Source organism: Coprococcus sp. TF11-13, from assembly GCF_003481085.1.
In the GTDB taxonomy this organism is placed as follows: Bacteria; Bacillota; Clostridia; order Lachnospirales; family Lachnospiraceae; genus Coprococcus; species Coprococcus aceti.
Genome location: NZ_QUKK01000002.1, coordinates 330,566 through 348,919, shown reverse-complemented (window position 1 = coordinate 348,919; position 18,354 = coordinate 330,566). Strand labels below are relative to the sequence as shown.

General features: G+C 46.6%; 19 protein-coding genes. 2 read left to right on the top strand and 17 right to left on the bottom strand.

The features are described from left to right. Positions 1–3: 3 nt before the first annotated feature. The 15 genes from DXD11_RS06105 to DXD11_RS06035 all read right to left on the bottom strand — a co-directional run bounded on the left by DXD11_RS06105 (position 4) and on the right by DXD11_RS06035 (position 14,783). On the bottom strand, positions 4–228 hold the full coding sequence (locus tag DXD11_RS06105) for a hypothetical protein (RefSeq protein ID WP_243105816.1): 225 nt from the start codon (positions 226–228) through the stop codon (positions 4–6). A gap of 593 nt (positions 229–821) precedes the next feature. Next, on the bottom strand, positions 822–1,715 hold the full coding sequence (locus tag DXD11_RS06100; RefSeq protein WP_118757987.1) for a hypothetical protein: 894 nt from the start codon (positions 1,713–1,715) through the stop codon (positions 822–824). A 52-nt stretch (positions 1,716–1,767) separates the two neighbouring features. Next, positions 1,768–2,925, bottom strand: a complete 1,158-nt coding sequence (locus tag DXD11_RS06095; RefSeq protein ID WP_118757986.1) for a M20 metallopeptidase family protein — start codon at positions 2,923–2,925, stop codon at positions 1,768–1,770. Continuing rightward, positions 2,922–3,704, bottom strand: coding sequence for a TraX family protein (locus DXD11_RS06090; protein ID WP_118757985.1), 783 nt, complete (start codon positions 3,702–3,704; stop codon positions 2,922–2,924). The genes DXD11_RS06095 and DXD11_RS06090 overlap by 4 nt, the downstream gene beginning before the upstream one ends. A gap of 209 nt (positions 3,705–3,913) precedes the next feature. Next, positions 3,914–4,588 carry a V-type ATP synthase subunit D gene (locus DXD11_RS06085; RefSeq protein WP_118757984.1) on the bottom strand — a complete coding sequence of 225 codons (675 nt, stop codon included), beginning with the start codon at positions 4,586–4,588 and terminating at the stop codon, positions 3,914–3,916. 284 nt (positions 4,589–4,872) lie between these two features. Then, the gene (locus DXD11_RS06080) at positions 4,873–6,243 is read right to left on the bottom strand and encodes a V-type ATP synthase subunit B (RefSeq protein WP_117549721.1); all 1,371 of its coding nucleotides are present in this window, start codon (positions 6,241–6,243) and stop codon (positions 4,873–4,875) included. A 4-nt stretch (positions 6,244–6,247) separates the two neighbouring features. Then, complete coding sequence (locus tag DXD11_RS06075) at positions 6,248–8,011, bottom strand: V-type ATP synthase subunit A (protein WP_022217533.1); 1,764 nt, start codon at positions 8,009–8,011, stop codon at positions 6,248–6,250. A 36-nt stretch (positions 8,012–8,047) separates the two neighbouring features. Then, positions 8,048–8,368: a V-type ATP synthase subunit F gene (locus tag DXD11_RS06070; RefSeq protein ID WP_022217532.1), complete on the bottom strand. Its 321-nt coding sequence runs from the start codon at positions 8,366–8,368 to the stop codon at positions 8,048–8,050. Next, positions 8,361–9,332, bottom strand: a complete 972-nt coding sequence (locus tag DXD11_RS06065) for a V0D/AC39 family V-type ATPase subunit (protein ID WP_118757983.1) — start codon at positions 9,330–9,332, stop codon at positions 8,361–8,363. Before DXD11_RS06065 ends, DXD11_RS06070 begins: the two co-directional genes overlap by 8 nt. A gap of 14 nt (positions 9,333–9,346) precedes the next feature. After that, positions 9,347–9,949, bottom strand: coding sequence for a V-type ATP synthase subunit E (locus DXD11_RS06060; protein WP_022217530.1), 603 nt, complete (start codon positions 9,947–9,949; stop codon positions 9,347–9,349). Positions 9,950–9,973: 24 nt separating this feature from the next. Further along, positions 9,974–10,447 carry a V-type ATP synthase subunit K gene (locus DXD11_RS06055; protein ID WP_004850778.1) on the bottom strand — a complete coding sequence of 158 codons (474 nt, stop codon included), beginning with the start codon at positions 10,445–10,447 and terminating at the stop codon, positions 9,974–9,976. A gap of 28 nt (positions 10,448–10,475) precedes the next feature. After that, positions 10,476–12,503, bottom strand: a complete 2,028-nt coding sequence (locus DXD11_RS06050) for a V-type ATP synthase subunit I (protein ID WP_118757982.1) — start codon at positions 12,501–12,503, stop codon at positions 10,476–10,478. A 37-nt stretch (positions 12,504–12,540) separates the two neighbouring features. Further along, complete coding sequence (locus DXD11_RS06045; RefSeq protein WP_015534275.1) at positions 12,541–12,852, bottom strand: vacuolar (H+)-ATPase G subunit; 312 nt, start codon at positions 12,850–12,852, stop codon at positions 12,541–12,543. Between the two features lie 410 nt (positions 12,853–13,262). Continuing rightward, a complete protein-coding gene (rpiB, locus tag DXD11_RS06040) occupies positions 13,263–13,688 on the bottom strand; it encodes a ribose 5-phosphate isomerase B (protein WP_015534276.1) in 426 nt (141 codons plus the stop codon). A 42-nt stretch (positions 13,689–13,730) separates the two neighbouring features. Further along, positions 13,731–14,783 (bottom strand): L-threonylcarbamoyladenylate synthase, encoded by a 1,053-nt coding sequence (locus tag DXD11_RS06035; RefSeq protein ID WP_015534277.1) that lies wholly within the window; start codon positions 14,781–14,783, stop codon positions 13,731–13,733. A 176-nt stretch (positions 14,784–14,959) separates the two neighbouring features. Between DXD11_RS06035 and DXD11_RS06030 the strand changes: the two genes are divergently transcribed. Next, positions 14,960–15,730, top strand: coding sequence for an N-acetylmuramoyl-L-alanine amidase (locus DXD11_RS06030; protein WP_117549731.1), 771 nt, complete (start codon positions 14,960–14,962; stop codon positions 15,728–15,730). Between the two features lie 552 nt (positions 15,731–16,282). After that, positions 16,283–17,176 carry an adaptor protein MecA gene (locus DXD11_RS06025; protein WP_015534279.1) on the top strand — a complete coding sequence of 298 codons (894 nt, stop codon included), beginning with the start codon at positions 16,283–16,285 and terminating at the stop codon, positions 17,174–17,176. Positions 17,177–17,240: 64 nt separating this feature from the next. On the opposite strand, the gene DXD11_RS06020 is transcribed toward DXD11_RS06025, so the two are convergent. Continuing rightward, positions 17,241–18,008: a CpsB/CapC family capsule biosynthesis tyrosine phosphatase gene (locus DXD11_RS06020; protein WP_022217525.1), complete on the bottom strand. Its 768-nt coding sequence runs from the start codon at positions 18,006–18,008 to the stop codon at positions 17,241–17,243. 47 nt (positions 18,009–18,055) lie between these two features. Further along, positions 18,056–18,268, bottom strand: coding sequence for a DUF1858 domain-containing protein (locus tag DXD11_RS06015; protein WP_015534281.1), 213 nt, complete (start codon positions 18,266–18,268; stop codon positions 18,056–18,058). Positions 18,269–18,354: the final 86 nt, after the last annotated feature.

Here is an 18,354-nt window from a genome sequence, read left to right as displayed (position 1 = left end):
CCGTCACTTACTTACAGTGCCCCAACAAAGCGCATTTGTCATCTGCCATTCCAAATGGACGACAAGAGCGACCGCCCCGCCGTCAGCGAACAACAAATCCACGCTCCATGTATCACTGCTGTATATCTCACCAGCCCGGGGAGCAAATAACGAAAAGCCTATCTGATAGCTCTCCTCGCATGAGCACAACTTTATCTTGCCCTCATACTGTCGGGGAATCAAAAACATGTTAAGAAAAAACCCCTTTATGATACCGGGTGATGGCATGGATCACGGTTAGTAGCCCTATCCACCTGCCTCTCCATGTCGAGATACATTTTAAGGCACGGTATCCAGGGTAAAATAGCTAACAGACTTCCTATTTTTCCCAAAATCCATGAAGATCATCCTGCATTTTATGCAGAAAAATCGACCCTGTCTCCAAACATTCCGCATATTCGCGGCTGCATCCCTGCAATTTGAAACAAAGTCGATTTATTCTAACATATAATCATTGGTAATGATATATATTTTCATTTAATTCTTTAACAAAACAGGTCGTTACCTGTTATTTCATTCTGAACAATTCCGGAATGACTCAAGAGGCAGTCACATTTTACTGAATCCATCAAATCCGAATCGCTATTCAGATAACAGTTAATAAATTCTAGATCAGAAGTACCGCCAGCTGCACCAGCGCTGACAGCCATATGAGAACCACCAGATATATCTTTGCCGCTTTTGTCATGTCGAACCTCCACACACATCCCTTTTACAACTTGTTATTATTATGTTCTACGAGAGGGATTTTATGCCTGAACAGGCACAAGTTTACGCAAAAATCATCTGATGATACTTCTTTCCGTTTTCCCATATTTCCATGTATATACATACGTAAGCTTCATCTGCCCGTGCTCTGACTGCCATTCAAGATGTCCGTCTTTCATCCGAAAATCTATGCCCAGCTTGTCCGTGTCTATCTCTCCTGGCTGGTATGTTCCATCTTGACCGTCACGAGATACATCGCTGATACCAGCGACCTCGTATCTCACCTTCTCAACATCCGCCTCCACCTGCGCTTTAGCCATGTAACCAGCCGCAGAAAACATAGCCAGATCAAAAATCACGGATACAAAGCCAGCCAAAAGTACAGTCATTATCTTCTTAAACAGATAGGTTCTTATCTTTCTGTCATCGACTGGTTCAAGCCTTCCTCTATATCTTCTATTGTCAGACTGTCTATAATATACAACTGCCCCAGCCACCCAGAATACAACAACAATACACAGGCATATTCCAGGAATCGACACTCCGGGGAGCCAGCGCCACCACCCTACATAATACTTTATTACCACCACCGCAAAACAGAGTGCACATGCAGCCGTGATACATGCTGATATCACGCTATCCCAGTCCCTTCCATCAACGATGCAATAATCTTCTCGTTCTCTCGGCAGATTTTCCAGCACACAATTATATTTCCTTCTGTCATCTGGAACCTCATATCCGGCCTTGACCAGTTCTCTCAGGTATAGCCATGCGTCCAGGCAGGCAAGCCACAAACCAACCATAGGGGAAAATGTAATAACGCTGGTCACCATCATAACATCGCAAAATGTACTGACAATATCATCAAAAAACACACCACAGATCATTCCTACAAGTGTAGGAACAGATACCACCACCGCTGTGGTCAGAATTATACGCATTACGCGTCTGTCATATTTTATCTTCATACGACTTTACCCCATTTTTGAACATCAAATAACTTATTATCTCCTACCTGCACTACATCAATGCCAGCCCCACAAACATCTTAACTGCTGTCTCTATGATCTCATCCGGGAACTCGAATCCCGCCGTGTGGAGCTGGGCATGATCCTCACCATCACCTACGCCGAAGAATGCCCCCTTTGTCTCCTGCAGATAGTATCCGAAGTCCTCCGACCACCTCATCGGCTCAGCAAGTTCTGTAACCACAATATTCTGGTCAGCAGCACATTTTCTCAGTTTGTCCACATTCACAGCATGATTTTCCGTTGCCGGGAACCGCTCTATCTCCTGTATATCAAGGGTGAAGCCCCCATCGTCCGCAGTATTTTGTGCAATCTGCTTTATCTCATCCACATACCCGGCAAATACCTTTTCTCTCTCAGCCCTCACCGTCATGCGCAGCGTTCCTTCTGATGCAGCCACACCGTAATTGGCACTTCCAATATCTATTCCGATGAGCGTCATCCTGACAAATCCCCTGCTGCGGTTGTACTCCTCCGTAAGCTTCTCTATCTCCAGCAGCAGCCTGGCAAGCGCAGGCCCCGGATTCTTTCCCGCCTCAGGATATGCCGCATGGCTGGCTGTTCCTATCATATGTATCTCAAGCCCCGTTGATGCGCATGCAAATGTTCCATCTATCGTCAGCACATGATTTCTCGGATATCCCGGTATGTTATGAAGTCCATAAATCTCACCTATATTCTTCTCAATTATAAGATCTCTGCACAGCCTTGCCCCGGCACCAATCTCCTCACCGGGCTGGAAAATGAAATAGACGTCCCTGTGTGTATTTCCGCATTTTTCCATTGCACGGGACAGCCAGGCCGCAGCCCCACATAATATACTGCTATGTCCATCATGCCCGCAGTAATGTCCCGGCTTTCCATCCTGCCCACACACTGCATCCATGTCTGCCCTGAACGCGATCGGTGTTCTTTCTTCATCCCCTATTCTGTCATCAGAAGATTTCAGCACCGCATAAAACCAAGCACCTCTATCCACGATCTCAAGGTCAGTATTCTCCCTGAGAAACGACATGAGCACCGCCTTAGTCCGCATCTCATGCATCGAAGCCTCAGGAATGCTGTGAAGCCTGCGCCTGAGGTCATATATCTTTGTCATAAGCTCTTTGTCAATTTCCATAACGCCTCCGTGCTCCTTCTCATCTATCACAGCCCAAGACACATCCTTATAATACCGAGTATCAGCATATGCACTGGATAGAACAGGTAATTCACCAGCTTATTCTGCCTGCCGCGCTTGCCATTGTATGTCAAAGTCAGTCCAAACCCCAACAGTGCCCACGGTTCCTTGAACATCGCCAGGTAGCAGAACGGTATTGCAATTGCGGACTTTTCATGAAATATATACAGGAAATATCCTATAAGTATGGCGTGGTAGTCATAATCAACCGCAAGATTCATCGATATAAGACACACTATGGCAACTATCGGTATCGTTGCTATAAACCATACTGCCTTGGGAAGCTTCTCCATTTTTTTCCTCAGCACATCAATGATCCATATCATTGCCAGCACCATCGCCAATGTAAACATAATATTATTTGCATTCCATTCAAAGAATACGCCACTGGAGAACATGTCATAAGGGATCTCAGATATCACGCCAAATATAAGCAGCATTCCAAGATACTTCCACTTGTTTCTCGTATGAAAATATCCTTCCACCAGCATATATATGAATATCGGGAAAGCTATCCGCCCCAGGACATCAAATACATCACTTACAGCCGATATTATTCCACCATCCAGATACGGATACAGCAATGTCTTATTCGTATGATCTATGAGCATTGAAATGAACGCTATATACTTAAGCTGTGCTCCGGAAAGCAGACCTATACCATTCCATGTTATTTTTCTGCGCGTTTCACAAGCTGCATCCTCTGCCTGCTCAAAGTTATTTTTCATCTTATAATTATGTTCTTTCATGCAATTTCTCCTTTGTTTTCCCAACACTTACTGATGTTTTAGTCCTGATATGTATAGTGGTCGTTTTTAGGCCCCCGCACTGATGCACTACCACACTTTTCAACAGTGTTTACACTATAAGTATAACATAACTGCATTGAATAGCACAAACCGCCCACATCCCTTTATTTATCCGGGGTGTGGGCGGTTTTTACCAAAACTTCTGCTTTTTACTGCGCATGCTCAAACTGATGCTCTTTGTAGTGATGAGCCTCCTCCAGCATCATGTCCTTGACCTTCATAAGTCTGACCTGAGTGCTTCGCTCATTCTCATCAAGCTTCATGCTTATATACTTTATTCCCTCCCGGGTCTCCGGGATAATGACATGCTCAAGAGCATTTACGCGCCTTCTGGTCTTCTCTATCTCCGCTGCAAGCATCTGGCAGGACTTCTCAACCTCCGCCAGCCTCAGCATATCAGGAAGTATATCCGAGAGGGACTTCACTGCATCATCCAGCTCTCCGGATGTAAATGCAAATCCATATGAATATATGTCATTTGAATTTGCGCTTTTCGTCTTATAGTCGTACACCGGAATGTCAACACTCATTACATTCCTGTCGCCAAGAGCGACCCGCATCTCCTGCTTCGGAGCCATGAGCGCCGTACTCAATGTCTGCTCATTCATCCCCGCCTTCGCTATTACGAAGTTGGTGTTGGCAGCTTTGATGCCAGCCTCAACCTTCTTTCTCAGTTCCATATTCTCTCTTGCCATGTCAAGGAACTGCCTCATCAGTTCATCTCGCTTATCCTTCAGGAGCTTATGACCTCTGGACGCCGTAACCAGCTTCTTCTTTAGCCTTGTCAGCTCCATACGTGTAGGATTGACAACCACATTAGCCATCCGTCTTCTCCTTTCTTCCAAATATATTTTCCAGTTGCCTGACATGTATTATAAAATCAACGTGCATATGGCAATTTCGAATGTTATACACTGAATTGTGTCCCCCTTTGCGGCATATATTGCCAATAGGGGGAATTTGAGGTCGCCGGTACTAAGGTGACGCCGTGAAGGCGGCACCTTAGTACCGCTGCAGACCGAAATAAGCGGAAGCGACCCCCGGTTGGCAATATATGCCGCAAGAGGGGCCGAACACAACCCATATCTTTCGAAATTGCCCACGCCCTCTACTTTCCGTAATACATGTCAAGCCACTTGTCGTCGATACGTTTCAGCTCGCCTCTAGGAAGAATGGAGAGAAGCTTCCAGCCGATGGCCAGTGTCTCCTCGATACTTCTGTCAGTGCCGTACCCCTGGGATACATACTCCTTCTCAAATGCCTCTGCAAACTTTGCATATATGATATCTATATCAGAAAGTGCCGACTCACCCAGGATAGTCATGAGCTCCTTGGCATCCTTTCCTCTTGAATAAGCAGCAAATAACTGGTTCATGGTGCTGGCGTGATCTCCTCTGGTCTTGCCCTCACCGGTTCCCTTATCCTTAAGTCTGGACAGCGATGGAAGTACATCGATAGGCGGTGTGATTCCCTTTCTGTACAGCTCTCTTGAAAGAATGATCTGCCCCTCCGTGATATATCCCGTAAGGTCAGGTATAGGATGAGTCTTGTCATCCTCAGGCATGGTCAGGATCGGTATCATGGTGATACTTCCATTCTTGCCCTTCTGTCTTCCTGCTCTCTCGTACAGAGTTGCCAGGTCAGTGTACATGTATCCAGGATAACCACGGCGTCCCGGAACCTCTTTTCTTGCGGCTGATACCTCACGAAGTGCATCCGCATAGTTCGTGATATCCGTGAGGATTACCAGAACGTGCATGTTCTTCTCAAATGCAAGATACTCAGCGGCGGTAAGTGCCATTCTAGGTGTGGCGATACGCTCAACCGCAGGATCATTTGCCAGGTTGATGAAGAGGACTGTTCTGTCTATGGCACCAGTCTCCTTGAAGCTCTCTGTGAAGAAGTTTGCCTCCTCAAACGTGATACCCATAGCCGCAAATACAACGGCAAATGGCTCATCTGTTCCGCGCACCTTCGCCTGTCTTGCTATCTGTGCTGCAAGCTGGCTGTGCGGAAGTCCTGAAGCCGAGAATATCGGCAGCTTCTGTCCTCTTACCAGTGTGTTCAGTCCGTCTATGGCTGATATACCTGTCTGAATGAACTCAGACGGATAGTTCCTGGCAGCCGGATTCATCGGCAGACCATTGATATCTCTTCTCTCATCAGGAAGTATCTCAGGGCCGCCATCTATAGGTCTTCCAAGTCCGTCAAATACACGGCCAAGCATATCTTCTGATACGCCGAGCTCCATACTCCTTCCAAGGAATCTTACTTTGCTGTTTGAAAGATTTATACCCGTCGAGTTCTCAAAGAGCTGTACCAGGGCATCCTCACCATTTATCTCAAGGACCTTGCATCGTCTGATCTCGCCGTCCGCCAGCTCGATCTCACCCAGCTCATCATAAGCTACATTCTCAACTCCGTGCACCAGCATCAGAGGACCCGCAACTTCCTGTATAGTTCTGTATTCCTTTGGCATAGTCTTAGTCCTCCTTCTCTATAGCTTCCTGAAGCTCCTTGTCAAGCTCCCTGGATATCTTCTCGTACTCTTCATCCACATTCTCAGGAAGCACATATTTGAATCGTCCGATCTTTTCTCTGATCGGCATGTTCAGAATATTTCTTATGCTTGCTCCACCGGCCAATGCCTGCGCTGACTCCTCATAAAATGCCATGATGAGCTCCATCATCAGAAACTGCTTGTGAAGCGGTGTGTATGTGTCCACATCATGGAATGAGTTCTGATGAAGAAAATCCTCTCTGATGGATCTCGCCGCCTCCATCTTCAGTCGGTCTCCCGCTGAAAGGGCATCCATACCTACCATCTTAACGATCTCATCGAGCTCTGCCTCCTCCTGAAGCAGGGTCATCATCTTCTGTCTGTCGACCATGAACTTTTCATTTACATTTTCCTCGAACCATTTGCCCATATTGTCCACATACAGAGAGTATGAAGTCAACCAGTTGATGGCAGGAAAATGTCTCTTGTACGCAAGCGATGAATCCAGTCCCCAGAATACCTTGACGATTCGAAGTGTTGCCTGTGAAACCGGCTCGGAAATATCACCACCCGGAGGAGAAACCGCACCGATAACCGACAGTGCACCGGTTCTGCCCTCGCTGCCGAGAGTCTTGACCATTCCGGCTCTCTCGTAGAACTGTGCAAGTCTTGAACCGAGGTAAGCAGGGTAACCCTCCTCACCAGGCATCTCCTGCAGACGTCCTGACATCTCTCTGAGCGCCTCAGCCCAACGCGATGTGGAATCCGCCATGAGTGCCACCGAGTAACCCATATCACGGAAATACTCAGCTATAGTTATACCCGTATATATAGATGCCTCTCTGGCCGCAACCGGCATATCCGATGTGTTGGCTATGAGGACTGTTCTCTGCATGAGTGAATGTCCGGTCTTCGGATCCTTCAGCTCTGGGAACTCGTTCAGAACATCTGTCATCTCATTTCCGCGCTCTCCGCATCCGATGTAGACAACGATATCCGCCTCAGCCCACTTTGCAAGCTGATGCTGGATGACTGTCTTGCCGCTTCCGAAAGGTCCGGGAACCGCAGCCACTCCTCCCTTTGCTATAGGGAAGAATGTATCTACAACTCTCTGTCCTGTGATAAGTGGCATGATCGGTGGTATCTTTTCCTGATATGGACGGCCCTTACGAACCGGCCACTTCTGCATGAGTGTCAGCTCCCTGTCACCCTTGTCTGTCTCAACCACACACACAGTCTCCTCAACTGTGAATTCTCCTGCCTTTATCTCTTTGATGGTTCCTGTCACACCATAAGGCACCATGATCTTCTGTGTGACGACCACAGTCTCCTGAACTGTTCCTATCACATCGCCTGCCGACACTTTATCACCCACCTTGGCAGTCGGCACAAATGTCCACTTGATATCTCTCTTCAGCGATGGAACTTCAACTCCTCGCTTCAGGTTGTTACCACATATCTTCATGATATCATCCAGCGGTCTCTGGATTCCATCGTATATACTGCTTATAAGTCCCGGTCCCAGCTCAACTGACAGAGGCATTCCCGTTGACTCGACCGGTGCTCCCGGTGCAAGTCCTGATGTCTCCTCATATACCTGAACTGATGCCTGATCTCCGTGCATCTCTATGATCTCGCCGATAAGTCTGCTCTCACTTACACGCACCACGTCGTACATATTTGCATCACGCATGCCCTCAGCGATGACCAGTGGTCCGGCGACCTTCTTAATCTTTCCTGTAGCCACTTAACAGCTCACGCTCCCTTCTATTTGTATGCTCCACTATTCTTCATTAAATAATATGTCCGAGCCTACAGCCTGCTCAACGGATTTCTTTACTCCCGCTATTCCGGCCCCTGTATTGCCAGATATCCCCGGTATGAGAATGATCGCAGGCTTCATAACCTCTCTGTATCTGTCTATCTCTTTATTGAGATCCGAAGCCAGTGCCTCGGTCATATATATGACTGCATAATTGTCCTCTGCCAGCCTTTTCAGCAACGTGACCCCATAATCCAGATTATCTACAGGGAATGTATCCAGGCCCAGAGTTGCAAATCCGTATATACTGTCATAATCGCCCATAACAGCTATCTTATACATACATCTCCCTTACCCTTTCCCTGATAGCCTCCTCCGGAAGCTGGTTCAGCTTGCATGTCAATATGATCCTGACTGTCTTTATCTCGTTGAGCCTCGCCAGAATGTACGCCACTATCGGTCCCACCGTAAATGGGTTGTACTTCTGAGGCTTTATCGTTTCTATGATACGGTTGTCACACCATCTCTCAAATGCCGATGCCGACTCAGAAAGTGCCTCTGCCCCACCAGCGTATGCTGTATCTGCAAGGTATCTCTCTATCTCCTCCATGCCAGCCACCGCAGCCGTCGCCAGCCTGTCAATATCCAGAGTGTTGCACTCCGCCATGGCTCTCTTCATGAAATCCTTGTTTTTGCCTGTCTTCATGGATCTCACCGCTATCTTGATATCTGCAACAGCCACCGTCGTCTCTGCATAATCCCTGAGCAGGCTGTCATCTGCCTTCTTTGCAGCCTGCATGATCGCCAGCAGTGTTCCTCGGTCTATCACAGCATCGCACATCTGTCCATCTCCAGCCTGTGCCATACAGTCCCAAGCCTCCCTCGCGCAGTCTCTCATGTGTTCTGGAAGTCTGTCCCACGCCTTGTCACTTACGATGGACAGCATCTTCTGACCGTCTATCCCGGCATTGTCGAAGAACACATGGGCAGGAGTCTCCCCAGCAACCACAGTCTTGATCGCCGCCTTGAGGTTGTGATACAGATCTGGAAGTCTTATGACATCGAACACGGACATATCATCCACCATCTCAGCCACAGCAGCCCACGTCTTGTCAGTCTCCGCCCTAAGTATGTCATTTTCATCCATACTGGCTTTATCACTATCGCCCCAGCCCTTCTCTATGATGAACTGAACCGCCTTCTTGTAGGAATCCGTGGCCACGAGCTGTTCTATGACTGCCTGACTCATAAGCGTCATCTCAAGTGCCCTGATCCTGGCAACTGCATATATATATTTGTCTGCCATCTGCCTACCTCCAGCTATCTGTTATCAACAAATAATAATTCATTTACCTTGTCTGCCAAATGTTCTCTGTTCGCGTCCAGCATTGCCCTGAATGAACAGTTTTCCTCGATTCCTCCGTAGATCAGGATAAATCCTCCATCTATATCACAGTTCCCATTGGACACCTTAAGGCTTCCTCCATGAGCTGCAGCTATCTGCTCTATCTGCTTCTCAGTCTGTGGTGTAAGTCGTTTTCTGTCTTTCCCGGAGAAACATATCTCTCCGCTTTTCGGCTGTACCGACTTCTCCAGACATTTGACGATCACCTGGAAATACTCCTCATCCGGGAGCGCCACCATTGCGTCATATGCCTTATCCAGCATATTCCCAATTATGGACTGCTTTGCCGCAAGTATCGCCTGTCTCTTCTTAAGCTCTGATGAGGACTTTGCCCTGAATGATCCGGACTTTTCTGCCTGGGCAACCTTCTCTCTGGTCTCCTCATTCATCTTATCCACAGTCTTTTTGGCATTTGCAATGATGGAATCCGCGTTTCTGGCAGCCTGAGCTTTGATCTCTTCAGCTTCCTTCTGCGCTTCCTGAAGGATCTGTTCTACGATTGTTTCCAATCCCGTCATAAAGTACATCCTCCTTACAAAAAGTTATAATTTGATTCCATTTACTGCAAGAATTGATACCAGAAGTGCAAGGATCGCATATGTCTCAACCATGGCTGGGAAAAGCATCGCCTTACCAAACTGATCAGGCTTCTTTACAACTATTCCAACTGCTGCAACTGCTGTCTTGCCCTGGTGCATTGCTGATACAAGACCAACTACCGCTATTGGAAGACATGCTGCAAGCATCATAAGTCCCTGTGCTACTGTGAGCTCCTTCGGTGTTCCTGAAAGGATTCCTATGTTGGACAATGCTATGAATCCAACAAGAAGTCCGTAGATACCCTGTGTACCCGGAAGAAGCTGGATGATAAGAACTTTTGCGAATTTGCTTGGATCCTCACTTACTACACCTGCTGCCGCCTGACCAGCAACTCCTACTCCATATGCAGATCCCATGCCTGCAAGAATTACTGCCAGCGCAGCTCCCACTAATGCCAAAACCGTTCCCATTGTCATAATATTTTCTCCTCCTAAAATTGGTTTCTTATTTCTGTGTTTCTGTACCACTTACTATATCAACGTACTTCGTATTCTCCCTGAACGGCCTGAATGGATTGCCGCCGCCCTCGTAGAATTTGCCGAAGAACTCTACATACTGGAGACGGCATGTGTGCACGTATGCTCCCAGCATGTTGATCGCAAGGTTGAACAGATGTCCTACTATAAATACGATGACGAACACTATGGCTCCGAATATTCCATCGCCAGCCATGCTTCCCATCTGGTTTATTACCTGTGCTATAACTCCCGTCGCAAGTCCCAGAGCAAGAAGCCTTGAGTACGACAGCAGATCTGACAGCCAGCCTGTCAGGTTGTATATGTCATACAGTCCAAGTGCAAGTCTGAGCACCGGATTCTTGTGGTCTCTTCCCGACATGAGCACGATGATCGCAGCTCCCACAATCGCCAGTCCGTAGCTTGTATTCTTAAGCCAGCCAGGGAAATTGAACTGCATCTGTGCTATGGATGCGAACAGCTCCGTCGGCATGAGCATCAGCACAAGTCCTGTGATGAGCATGAACCACGACAGCACGTCGCATATGAATGATTTCGCATCTCCCTTCTTCAGGCACATATATCCCTTGAGTGCCAGTCCGCCGAACAAATGTATAAGTCCGAACAGCAAAGAGAATAACAAAAGCTTCATCGGGTCATCCAGCGGTGCAAACCATACCGGCTTGAACGTCACCTCGTGGTGGAAAAACGTCCTCGATACCACCGTTATCAGGTCTCCGAAAAAACCACCAAATAATATTCCCCATATCAGTGTGGATATACCACAGTACATGAACAGACGCAGGGACTTTTGAAGTCCGTTCTCCATCTTCGGGAATTTCCTGATCAAAATAAAACATGCCAGGAATATGATGAGTCCATACGCCGCATCGGACAACATGAGTCCGAACAGGAATATATAGAATATCGCCATCGGTGTGGTTGGATCCATCTCACCTTTTCCCGGAAGTCCAAATGACTCCAGTACGCCCTCCGCCGATGCGAACATCTTCGGATTCTGAAGCTGTATAGGTGCCGCTTCATCCTCAGGAACATCATATACATCAGCCATAAGGCTAAATTTCTCATTGAGTACAGCCACTACCCTGTCTACGTCTCTCTCCAGCACATATCCCGATATGACAAATGTGCTCTTTGATTGGAGAATACTTCCAAGGACCTTATATTTATCCGCCCTTATGCGGTAATAGTCAGCCAGAAGTCTCAGCTTGTCTCTGTCATCAGCCATGGATACTAGTTCATTCTTCTTGTCCTCTATCCACTGTTCGAACTCCCTTATATCCGCCCTGTACTTATCCGTCTTCTGTTCAGGTGTTCTTTTGGAGAAATACGAAATTCTTGTAAATCCATGGGATCTCAATATCTCCTCCACCCTCTGTGATACAGTTTTAATGGCTATTGCCACCATACAAGTCTGGTCCTTATCAGATCCTACAACAGTGACTGTGTATCCCGCTATCTCCGGTTCCGCAGAGCTTATATACCCCTGAATATCCGTCTCCGTGAGCCCCGGTGGCATAGTTCCGATCATCACATCCGTCTTCTCGGTCCCTGTGGTATTGATCGGTATGTCCATATTCAGCCACGGCGCCAATCCGTCTATAGCCACCTGACATTTGACTATCCCCGCCTCGCAGCCGGCTATGTCCTTGCTGATCTCCTGGATCTTTTTAACCTCACGGTTATAATCCCATCTTCCAGCTATGATCTCCTGAATGTCAGCCTCTGACGCCTCCTGCCGTCCTTCCAGGCTGGCAAATATGGATTTCTCCTCCGGAGCATATTTATCAATTATCTGTAAGGCTTCATCTGTATTCTGTACTCTCTTCTCGTACTTTGCTCTCTGGCTTGTGGTACTCATCTTCCTGAAGTCATCAGTCTCTTCGTTATCAGTCTGTATCTCAACCATTCCCAGCGACTGGAGCTTCTCAAGAATTGCTTTTCTGTCCCTCTTCATGGCACAGATCTCAATCTTCTTCATAGGAAGTACCGCCATACATTTACCCCCTTTCTTAAAATGCCTGCAGGACTTTTCATCCCACCAGCTCTGCGATGATCATGGAAGTAACCTCGCCTTCCATGGACGCTGCACGTTCCCTGAGATGTGCGATCTCAGCGGTGGCAATATCCATCGCCTTCACCGTGAGCTTCTCCTCCTCAGATCTGCCGGCTCCCTCGGCACTCTTCATGCTTTCTCTCGAAGCTGATCCTGCGGCCGCGATCATATCCGCAGCCTCCTTCTTTGCAGCAGCTACTGTATAGTCGGCTTCTTCCTTGGCCTTGCGAATGATCTCGTCAGCTTCAGACTCTGCATCGGTTATCTTCTTCATAGTCTCCTGCAGCATAACATTCCTCCCTTATAAAAATTTATGAGCAGACTCAATTCCATAAACACTTTATCAAAGCATCACTTTAGATTATTATGTCAAAACTCAAGTAATATTATTTTATAATGAGTTGGCTATATTGTAAATAAACATTTTTTAAAGTTTGTACAACCCCCTTGATATTTTTTTATTGTTAATGTACAATGTGACTATGTTGATAATACTTATGTTTATCCATTAATCATTTTTCTTCCTTTTAACGCGGTTATATGTCGAACAAATGATGCAGTTTGACGAAAACCGCATAAAAAAGATCCCATGACAGTCTTGACCATACTGTCATGGGATTCTTTTTTTAGGAGCATGCGTACTTCGCAAGGAATCTCCCGCCTTAAAGGCGGGTCCTCCTTACGGCATAACTTATGATACTACTCAATCATTCCGATTCTTCTTACGTGACGCTCATCATTTGAGAATGGTGTGTCGAGGAATATGTCGACTATCTTAAGTGCAAGTCCAGGTCCTATGACTCTGGCACCCATAGCCAGCATATTTGCATCGTTGTGCTCTCTTGTCGCCTGTGCCGAGAAGCAGTCGTGGCAGAGTGCAGCTCTGATTCCCTTTATCTTATTCGCTGAGATCGATATTCCTATTCCTGTTCCGCAGATGATGATTCCCTTATCACACTCACCTGAGGCTACTGCCTTTGCTGCTGCCTGTCCATATACCGGATAGTCAACTGACTCTGTGCTGTAACAGCCAAAGTTCTTGTACTCAAGGCCTCTCTCCTCAAGATGCTTTATAACCTCCTGCATAAGCTCATATCCGCCGTGGTCACATCCAAGTGCTATCATGTTCTGATTCTCCTTTTTATATAATATTTTTTTCGAAATTAACTAACAGCTTATTATCCTGTGTCCTGCAGCCTTGATGAGACGGTTCATGATGGCGTAGCCCATGTCCCCCTCCTCAAATGACTCGCTGTATATATACTGTGCACCTATGTCATCACAGGTTCTGAGCAGGCTGTACAGTCCGGCAGACACAGTTATCTCGTTCTTCTTGCTTCCGGCATCGTATACGTTCTCGCATACTCCGTCATCATAAAGACTAACATTGTCAGTGTCACACAGTATCGCAGTCTTGTATCCCTGCGCCTTTTTCTCCGCAACAAGACTTCTTATCTTCTCAGCCGCAGCCAGTCTATCGCCCTCTACTATGCTGAGTTCTCCCTTTGGAGCATAGTGTGTGTACTTCATCCCCGGAGCCTTAGGTCTCAGAGCATTGTTCATACCTGTTATCGCCGGATCTATAGTCACATCGCCAACGATATCCCTTATCATCTCCGGAGTGATATATCCAGGCCGCAATATAGTCGGTCTGTCTCCGGTCATGTCCACTATCGTCGACTCTATACCAATTCCGACTGCCCCGCCGTCGATGATCATATCTATCCTGCCGTCCATATCCTGCTGCACATGCTGCGCAGTGGTCGGGGATGGTCGTCCGGACAGATTGGCACTTGGAGCTGCGATATACACTCCCGAATCCTTTATGAGCCTCATGGCAACCGGATGTGATGGCATCCTGATGGCAACCGTATCAAGTCCGCCAGTGGTCGTGTGCGGAACGACCTCTTTCTTGTTGAGTATGATGGTGAGTGGTCCCGGCCAGAATGCTTCCATGAGCTTCTTCGTGTCGTCACTCACTGTCTCCGCCAGTTCATACACGCTTGATGTCTCTGCTATATGGACTATGAGCGGATTGTCCGATGGCCGGCCCTTTGCCGCATATATCCGATGTGACGCATCCGGATTCAGCGCGTCTCCTCCAAGGCCATACACTGTCTCTGTCGGGAATGCTACAAGACCACCTCTCTTAAGTATCTCCGCCGCCTGCTCATACATGCGATCGTCATCCACTCCTGCTTTTGCAATTATAGTGTTCATCACTTTACCTTCTTCTATAATAAATTGTTATCGCTTCTATATTATTGCATATACGCCCATATTTTAGCCCAGCACCGCATGTGTGTCAAATGTTTAGGCTATATTTGGGTAACATATATCATATAACGTCCGCCGCCGTCATATAAAATAGTAATTACACTTCCCGGGTATCACCGATGCGTACTTCCACCAAATTATACATACTTGTATTTGCCATAATATTTGCAGTAATACTTCCTCCTATCCTCTGCTACATATTTATAGTCCGTCCCGCAGACCATACAGCCGGGCAGGATACTTCCACCAATACAGGAAATGAGCGCACATCCACCGAAGGTTTGGACACCACAGATGCGGCAAAATCATTTACGATCCTCATCGATCCGGGACACGGCGGATTTGACCCGGGTAAGGTCAGCCCGGATGGGATCATGGAAAAGGATATAAATCTGGCCATCGCCTCAAAGCTGGCATCGGCACTTACGGATCAGGGATTTTCCGTGTATCTGACCAGAGACTCCGACAAGTCCCTGAACAGTGAAAATGCATCCAGCAAGAAGACTTCAGATCTGAAAGCCCGCACCAACCTCGCCACAAATGTAAACGCTGATCTCTACATCAGCATCCACCAGAACAGCTATTCAGCTGAGTATGTCCACGGAGCGCAGGTATTTTATTACTCCACTTCCTCCGGTGGTAAAGCCTTGGCGGAGTGCATCCAGGAGCATCTCATCTCCGAAGCCGATCCATCCAACACACGTACGGCAAAGGGCAATTCCGAATACCTTGTTTTGCGGGAAAGTCCATGCACCGCCGTCATCGTTGAGTGCGGCTTTCTGAGCAACACAAAGGAATGTTCCGATCTGTGCAATGATGAATACCAGACCGCCCTAGCAAACGCCATCTGCAATGCAGTCTGTACATGGCATGAACAGCACGCCAAATAAAACCAGGAGCTCTGCTGTGACAGCGGCAGAGCCCCCAAATAGATGTTAAGTGTAATTCTGTGCATATAATTATGTTCTATATGCTACTGCTGCCTTTTAACCCCCTATAGGCATCACCCCCAAATAGTTTATTTTTCCATCCCTGCCATGCAATGTAAAGACAGATGTGTTGTGATGTATTATTCTCCTTTTATGTGCCATGTGTCAGTTATGGAAATGTGTGAGCACTGTCATATCACTATCTCTGGGAATTGTATCTGAGACGATAAGAATCAGACAGAATTTGTAGAAAAATAAAGAAATGAGCTCATCTAAATATCCTGAGCACGTCCCGCTCACAACTCCACAATAACGCATAAAAAGCCATTTTCCAACCCCATTTGAGCATATTTTATGAAATTTTCATAAAAGTATACATAACGTAGAATTAGGGATATTTTTTCACGGAAAATTCCAATATTTTCTCCATATATCCTATTTACTTGCTTGACAAATGTGGTAAACTATAATACACATTTTAATACCATTAAATTATTGAAGGGGGTCGATTCTATGAAGATTGAACGTCTAAGTGAAAATCAGATAAGATGCACACTCAACAAAGCCGATCTCACCGAAAAGCAGCTCAAGATCTCCGAGCTTGCCTATGGCACACCGAAGGCAAAAGAGCTCTTCAAGGATATGATGCAGCAGGCATCTGTAGAATTAGGCTTTGAGGCTGACGACACTCCACTTATGATCGAAGCCATACCGGTATCACCAGATTGTCTCATACTCATTGTGACAAAGGTTGAAGATCCGGAAGAACTGGATACCCGCTTTTCCAGATTCTCAAAGACCAGCGAATATGATATTGATGACGATGACGAATACATGGATGATGATGACATAGATGACGATCTTGACGACAACGATGAGTCCAGGGATAACAACGGAACCATCGCAAGACTTGAGATCAGTGGATCCGGTTCCGTTCCACAGGGCGTAAGAGAGGCACTTGAGGGCATTTTCAACACCATATCCGGACTTGCCGGAACCGCAGGAGATTTTGCCGCTGCGGCAAATGGCAGCAATACATCATCTGATGACAGCACCACAGGCACTGCCGCCAGTACAACAGGCAGCACAAAGGAATCAGGTTCAGCAAGGGAGAGCATGTGCTCACTGTACATCTTTGACTCACTTGCAACCATCATAAGTGCAGCAAAACAGGTTGCTTCTTTCTACTTCAGCGAGAACTGCCTGTACAAGAATCCTTCCAACGGAAGATATTATCTGGTTCTCACGAACAGCAATAACACAAGCCAGGAATTTGTGAGAGTCTGCAATATCCTTGCAGAATACGGAACAGCACAGAAGCTCACATATGCCATGCCGGCACATTTCAAGGAGCACTTCACCGCTATTATGCCGGAGGAAGCACTTCAGACACTGTCAGCATTATAAGTAATAGCCAGAGATTCCGGCGCAGCAAAAAAGACGTACCGCACAAGCGATACGTCTTTTTGTTTTATATGTCAATATCATCATTCTCGATAACTGCTTTTGGATTGGTGTAGAAGAGCTCCGTCATGTAATCCTCTCCATACTTTCGCTCTATGTACTCAGCACACTCCCTGAGGTATGGTGCTTTATCCTCTGAATCCAATGCATCACTTGCCACAAAGTGAACAAGCTCTCCCTTGAGAAGCTTTCTCGAAAAATTCTTGATGTCATGTCCAAGATCTCCAACCACAGCCGATGCACTTATCTGTACATATGCACCAAACTGAATGAGCTCCTCGACCTTGTCCTCGTCTTCCTCAAGACATTCATACTGTTCTACATTGGCAACTATCGGTATATATCCGTCCATATTGATGTCTCTTATAGCTTCAGATATCGTCTCAAAATCCACATCGTAAGGAAATCTGATCATAACATACTTGCTGTCTGCCATGGAATCCAACTGACCAGATATGATCTTCTGGTGGTTCTCATCGTTATACTCTATCTCTCTTCCAAGATAGACTCTGTAATCCGGATCTATCTTTCCAGCTTCAACGTTGAGCTGTTCCACAAGTCTGTCCAGTTTGTCTCCATCCATTATCGGATTCTTCTTGTTGTATGGCGGGGTGGCAACTATCGTCCTTATTCCCTCATCATACGCTATTCTGAGCATCTCTGCCGCTTCCCGGAAATTATCCGGTCCATCCTCTGTTCCCGGTAAAATATGACAATTAATATCTATCAGTCCAAATATTCCCTGCCCGGGAGGATTTGTTCCGTCTGTCTTCATATATCTCTCCATCCTTTATAGTACACCTGGTTACTTTGGCAAGTATACTACTCAGCCTCCTTTTTTGCAAGATAATCATTGATCTCCTGCTCAAGCTCCTCTGCATCAAGTCCGTGAACGGCTGCTGCCTCCTCAAGACTCTCTCCTGCTGCTGCAAGGCATCCTATGCAATGCATACCTGCTGCCATCAGTATTGCTGCATTTCCTGCATCAACTGCAAGAATGTCATTTATAAGCATGTCTTTACTTATCTTTACCATTATTTATATCCTCCTTAGATTGCACTCTTACTCAGCATTCACATTATATTATACCCAATTTTAAATGTCTATCCCTTTTATTGTTA

Excerpts from the sequence above, each read along its gene's own strand:
- DXD11_RS06050 (WP_118757982.1), bottom strand. The coding sequence starts at position 12,503 with ATGGCGGTACTTCCTATGAAGAAGATTGAGATCTGTGCCATGAAGAGG.
- DXD11_RS06045 (WP_015534275.1), bottom strand. The coding sequence starts at position 12,852 with ATGCTGCAGGAGACTATGAAGAAGATAACCGATGCAGAGTCTGAAGCT.
- DXD11_RS06085 (WP_118757984.1), bottom strand. The coding sequence starts at position 4,588 with ATGGCTAATGTGGTTGTCAATCCTACACGTATGGAGCTGACAAGGCTA.
- DXD11_RS06015 (WP_015534281.1), bottom strand. The coding sequence starts at position 18,268 with ATGGTAAAGATAAGTAAAGACATGCTTATAAATGACATTCTTGCAGTT.
- DXD11_RS06055 (WP_004850778.1), bottom strand. The coding sequence starts at position 10,447 with ATGACAATGGGAACGGTTTTGGCATTAGTGGGAGCTGCGCTGGCAGTA.
- DXD11_RS06080 (WP_117549721.1), bottom strand. The coding sequence starts at position 6,243 with ATGCCAAAGGAATACAGAACTATACAGGAAGTTGCGGGTCCTCTGATG.
- DXD11_RS06030 (WP_117549731.1), top strand. The coding sequence starts at position 14,960 with ATGCGTACTTCCACCAAATTATACATACTTGTATTTGCCATAATATTT.
- DXD11_RS06090 (WP_118757985.1), bottom strand. The coding sequence starts at position 3,704 with ATGAAAGAACATAATTATAAGATGAAAAATAACTTTGAGCAGGCAGAG.
- DXD11_RS06070 (WP_022217532.1), bottom strand. The coding sequence starts at position 8,368 with ATGTATAAGATAGCTGTTATGGGCGATTATGACAGTATATACGGATTT.
- DXD11_RS06020 (WP_022217525.1), bottom strand. The coding sequence starts at position 18,008 with ATGAAGACAGACGGAACAAATCCTCCCGGGCAGGGAATATTTGGACTG.
- DXD11_RS06025 (WP_015534279.1), top strand. The coding sequence starts at position 16,283 with ATGAAGATTGAACGTCTAAGTGAAAATCAGATAAGATGCACACTCAAC.
- rpiB (WP_015534276.1), bottom strand. The coding sequence starts at position 13,688 with ATGATAGCACTTGGATGTGACCACGGCGGATATGAGCTTATGCAGGAG.
- DXD11_RS06065 (WP_118757983.1), bottom strand. The coding sequence starts at position 9,332 with ATGGCAGACAAATATATATATGCAGTTGCCAGGATCAGGGCACTTGAG.
- DXD11_RS06105 (WP_243105816.1), bottom strand. The coding sequence starts at position 228 with ATGTTTTTGATTCCCCGACAGTATGAGGGCAAGATAAAGTTGTGCTCA.
- DXD11_RS06060 (WP_022217530.1), bottom strand. The coding sequence starts at position 9,949 with ATGACGGGATTGGAAACAATCGTAGAACAGATCCTTCAGGAAGCGCAG.
- DXD11_RS06035 (WP_015534277.1), bottom strand. The coding sequence starts at position 14,783 with ATGAACACTATAATTGCAAAAGCAGGAGTGGATGACGATCGCATGTAT.
- DXD11_RS06100 (WP_118757987.1), bottom strand. The coding sequence starts at position 1,715 with ATGAAGATAAAATATGACAGACGCGTAATGCGTATAATTCTGACCACA.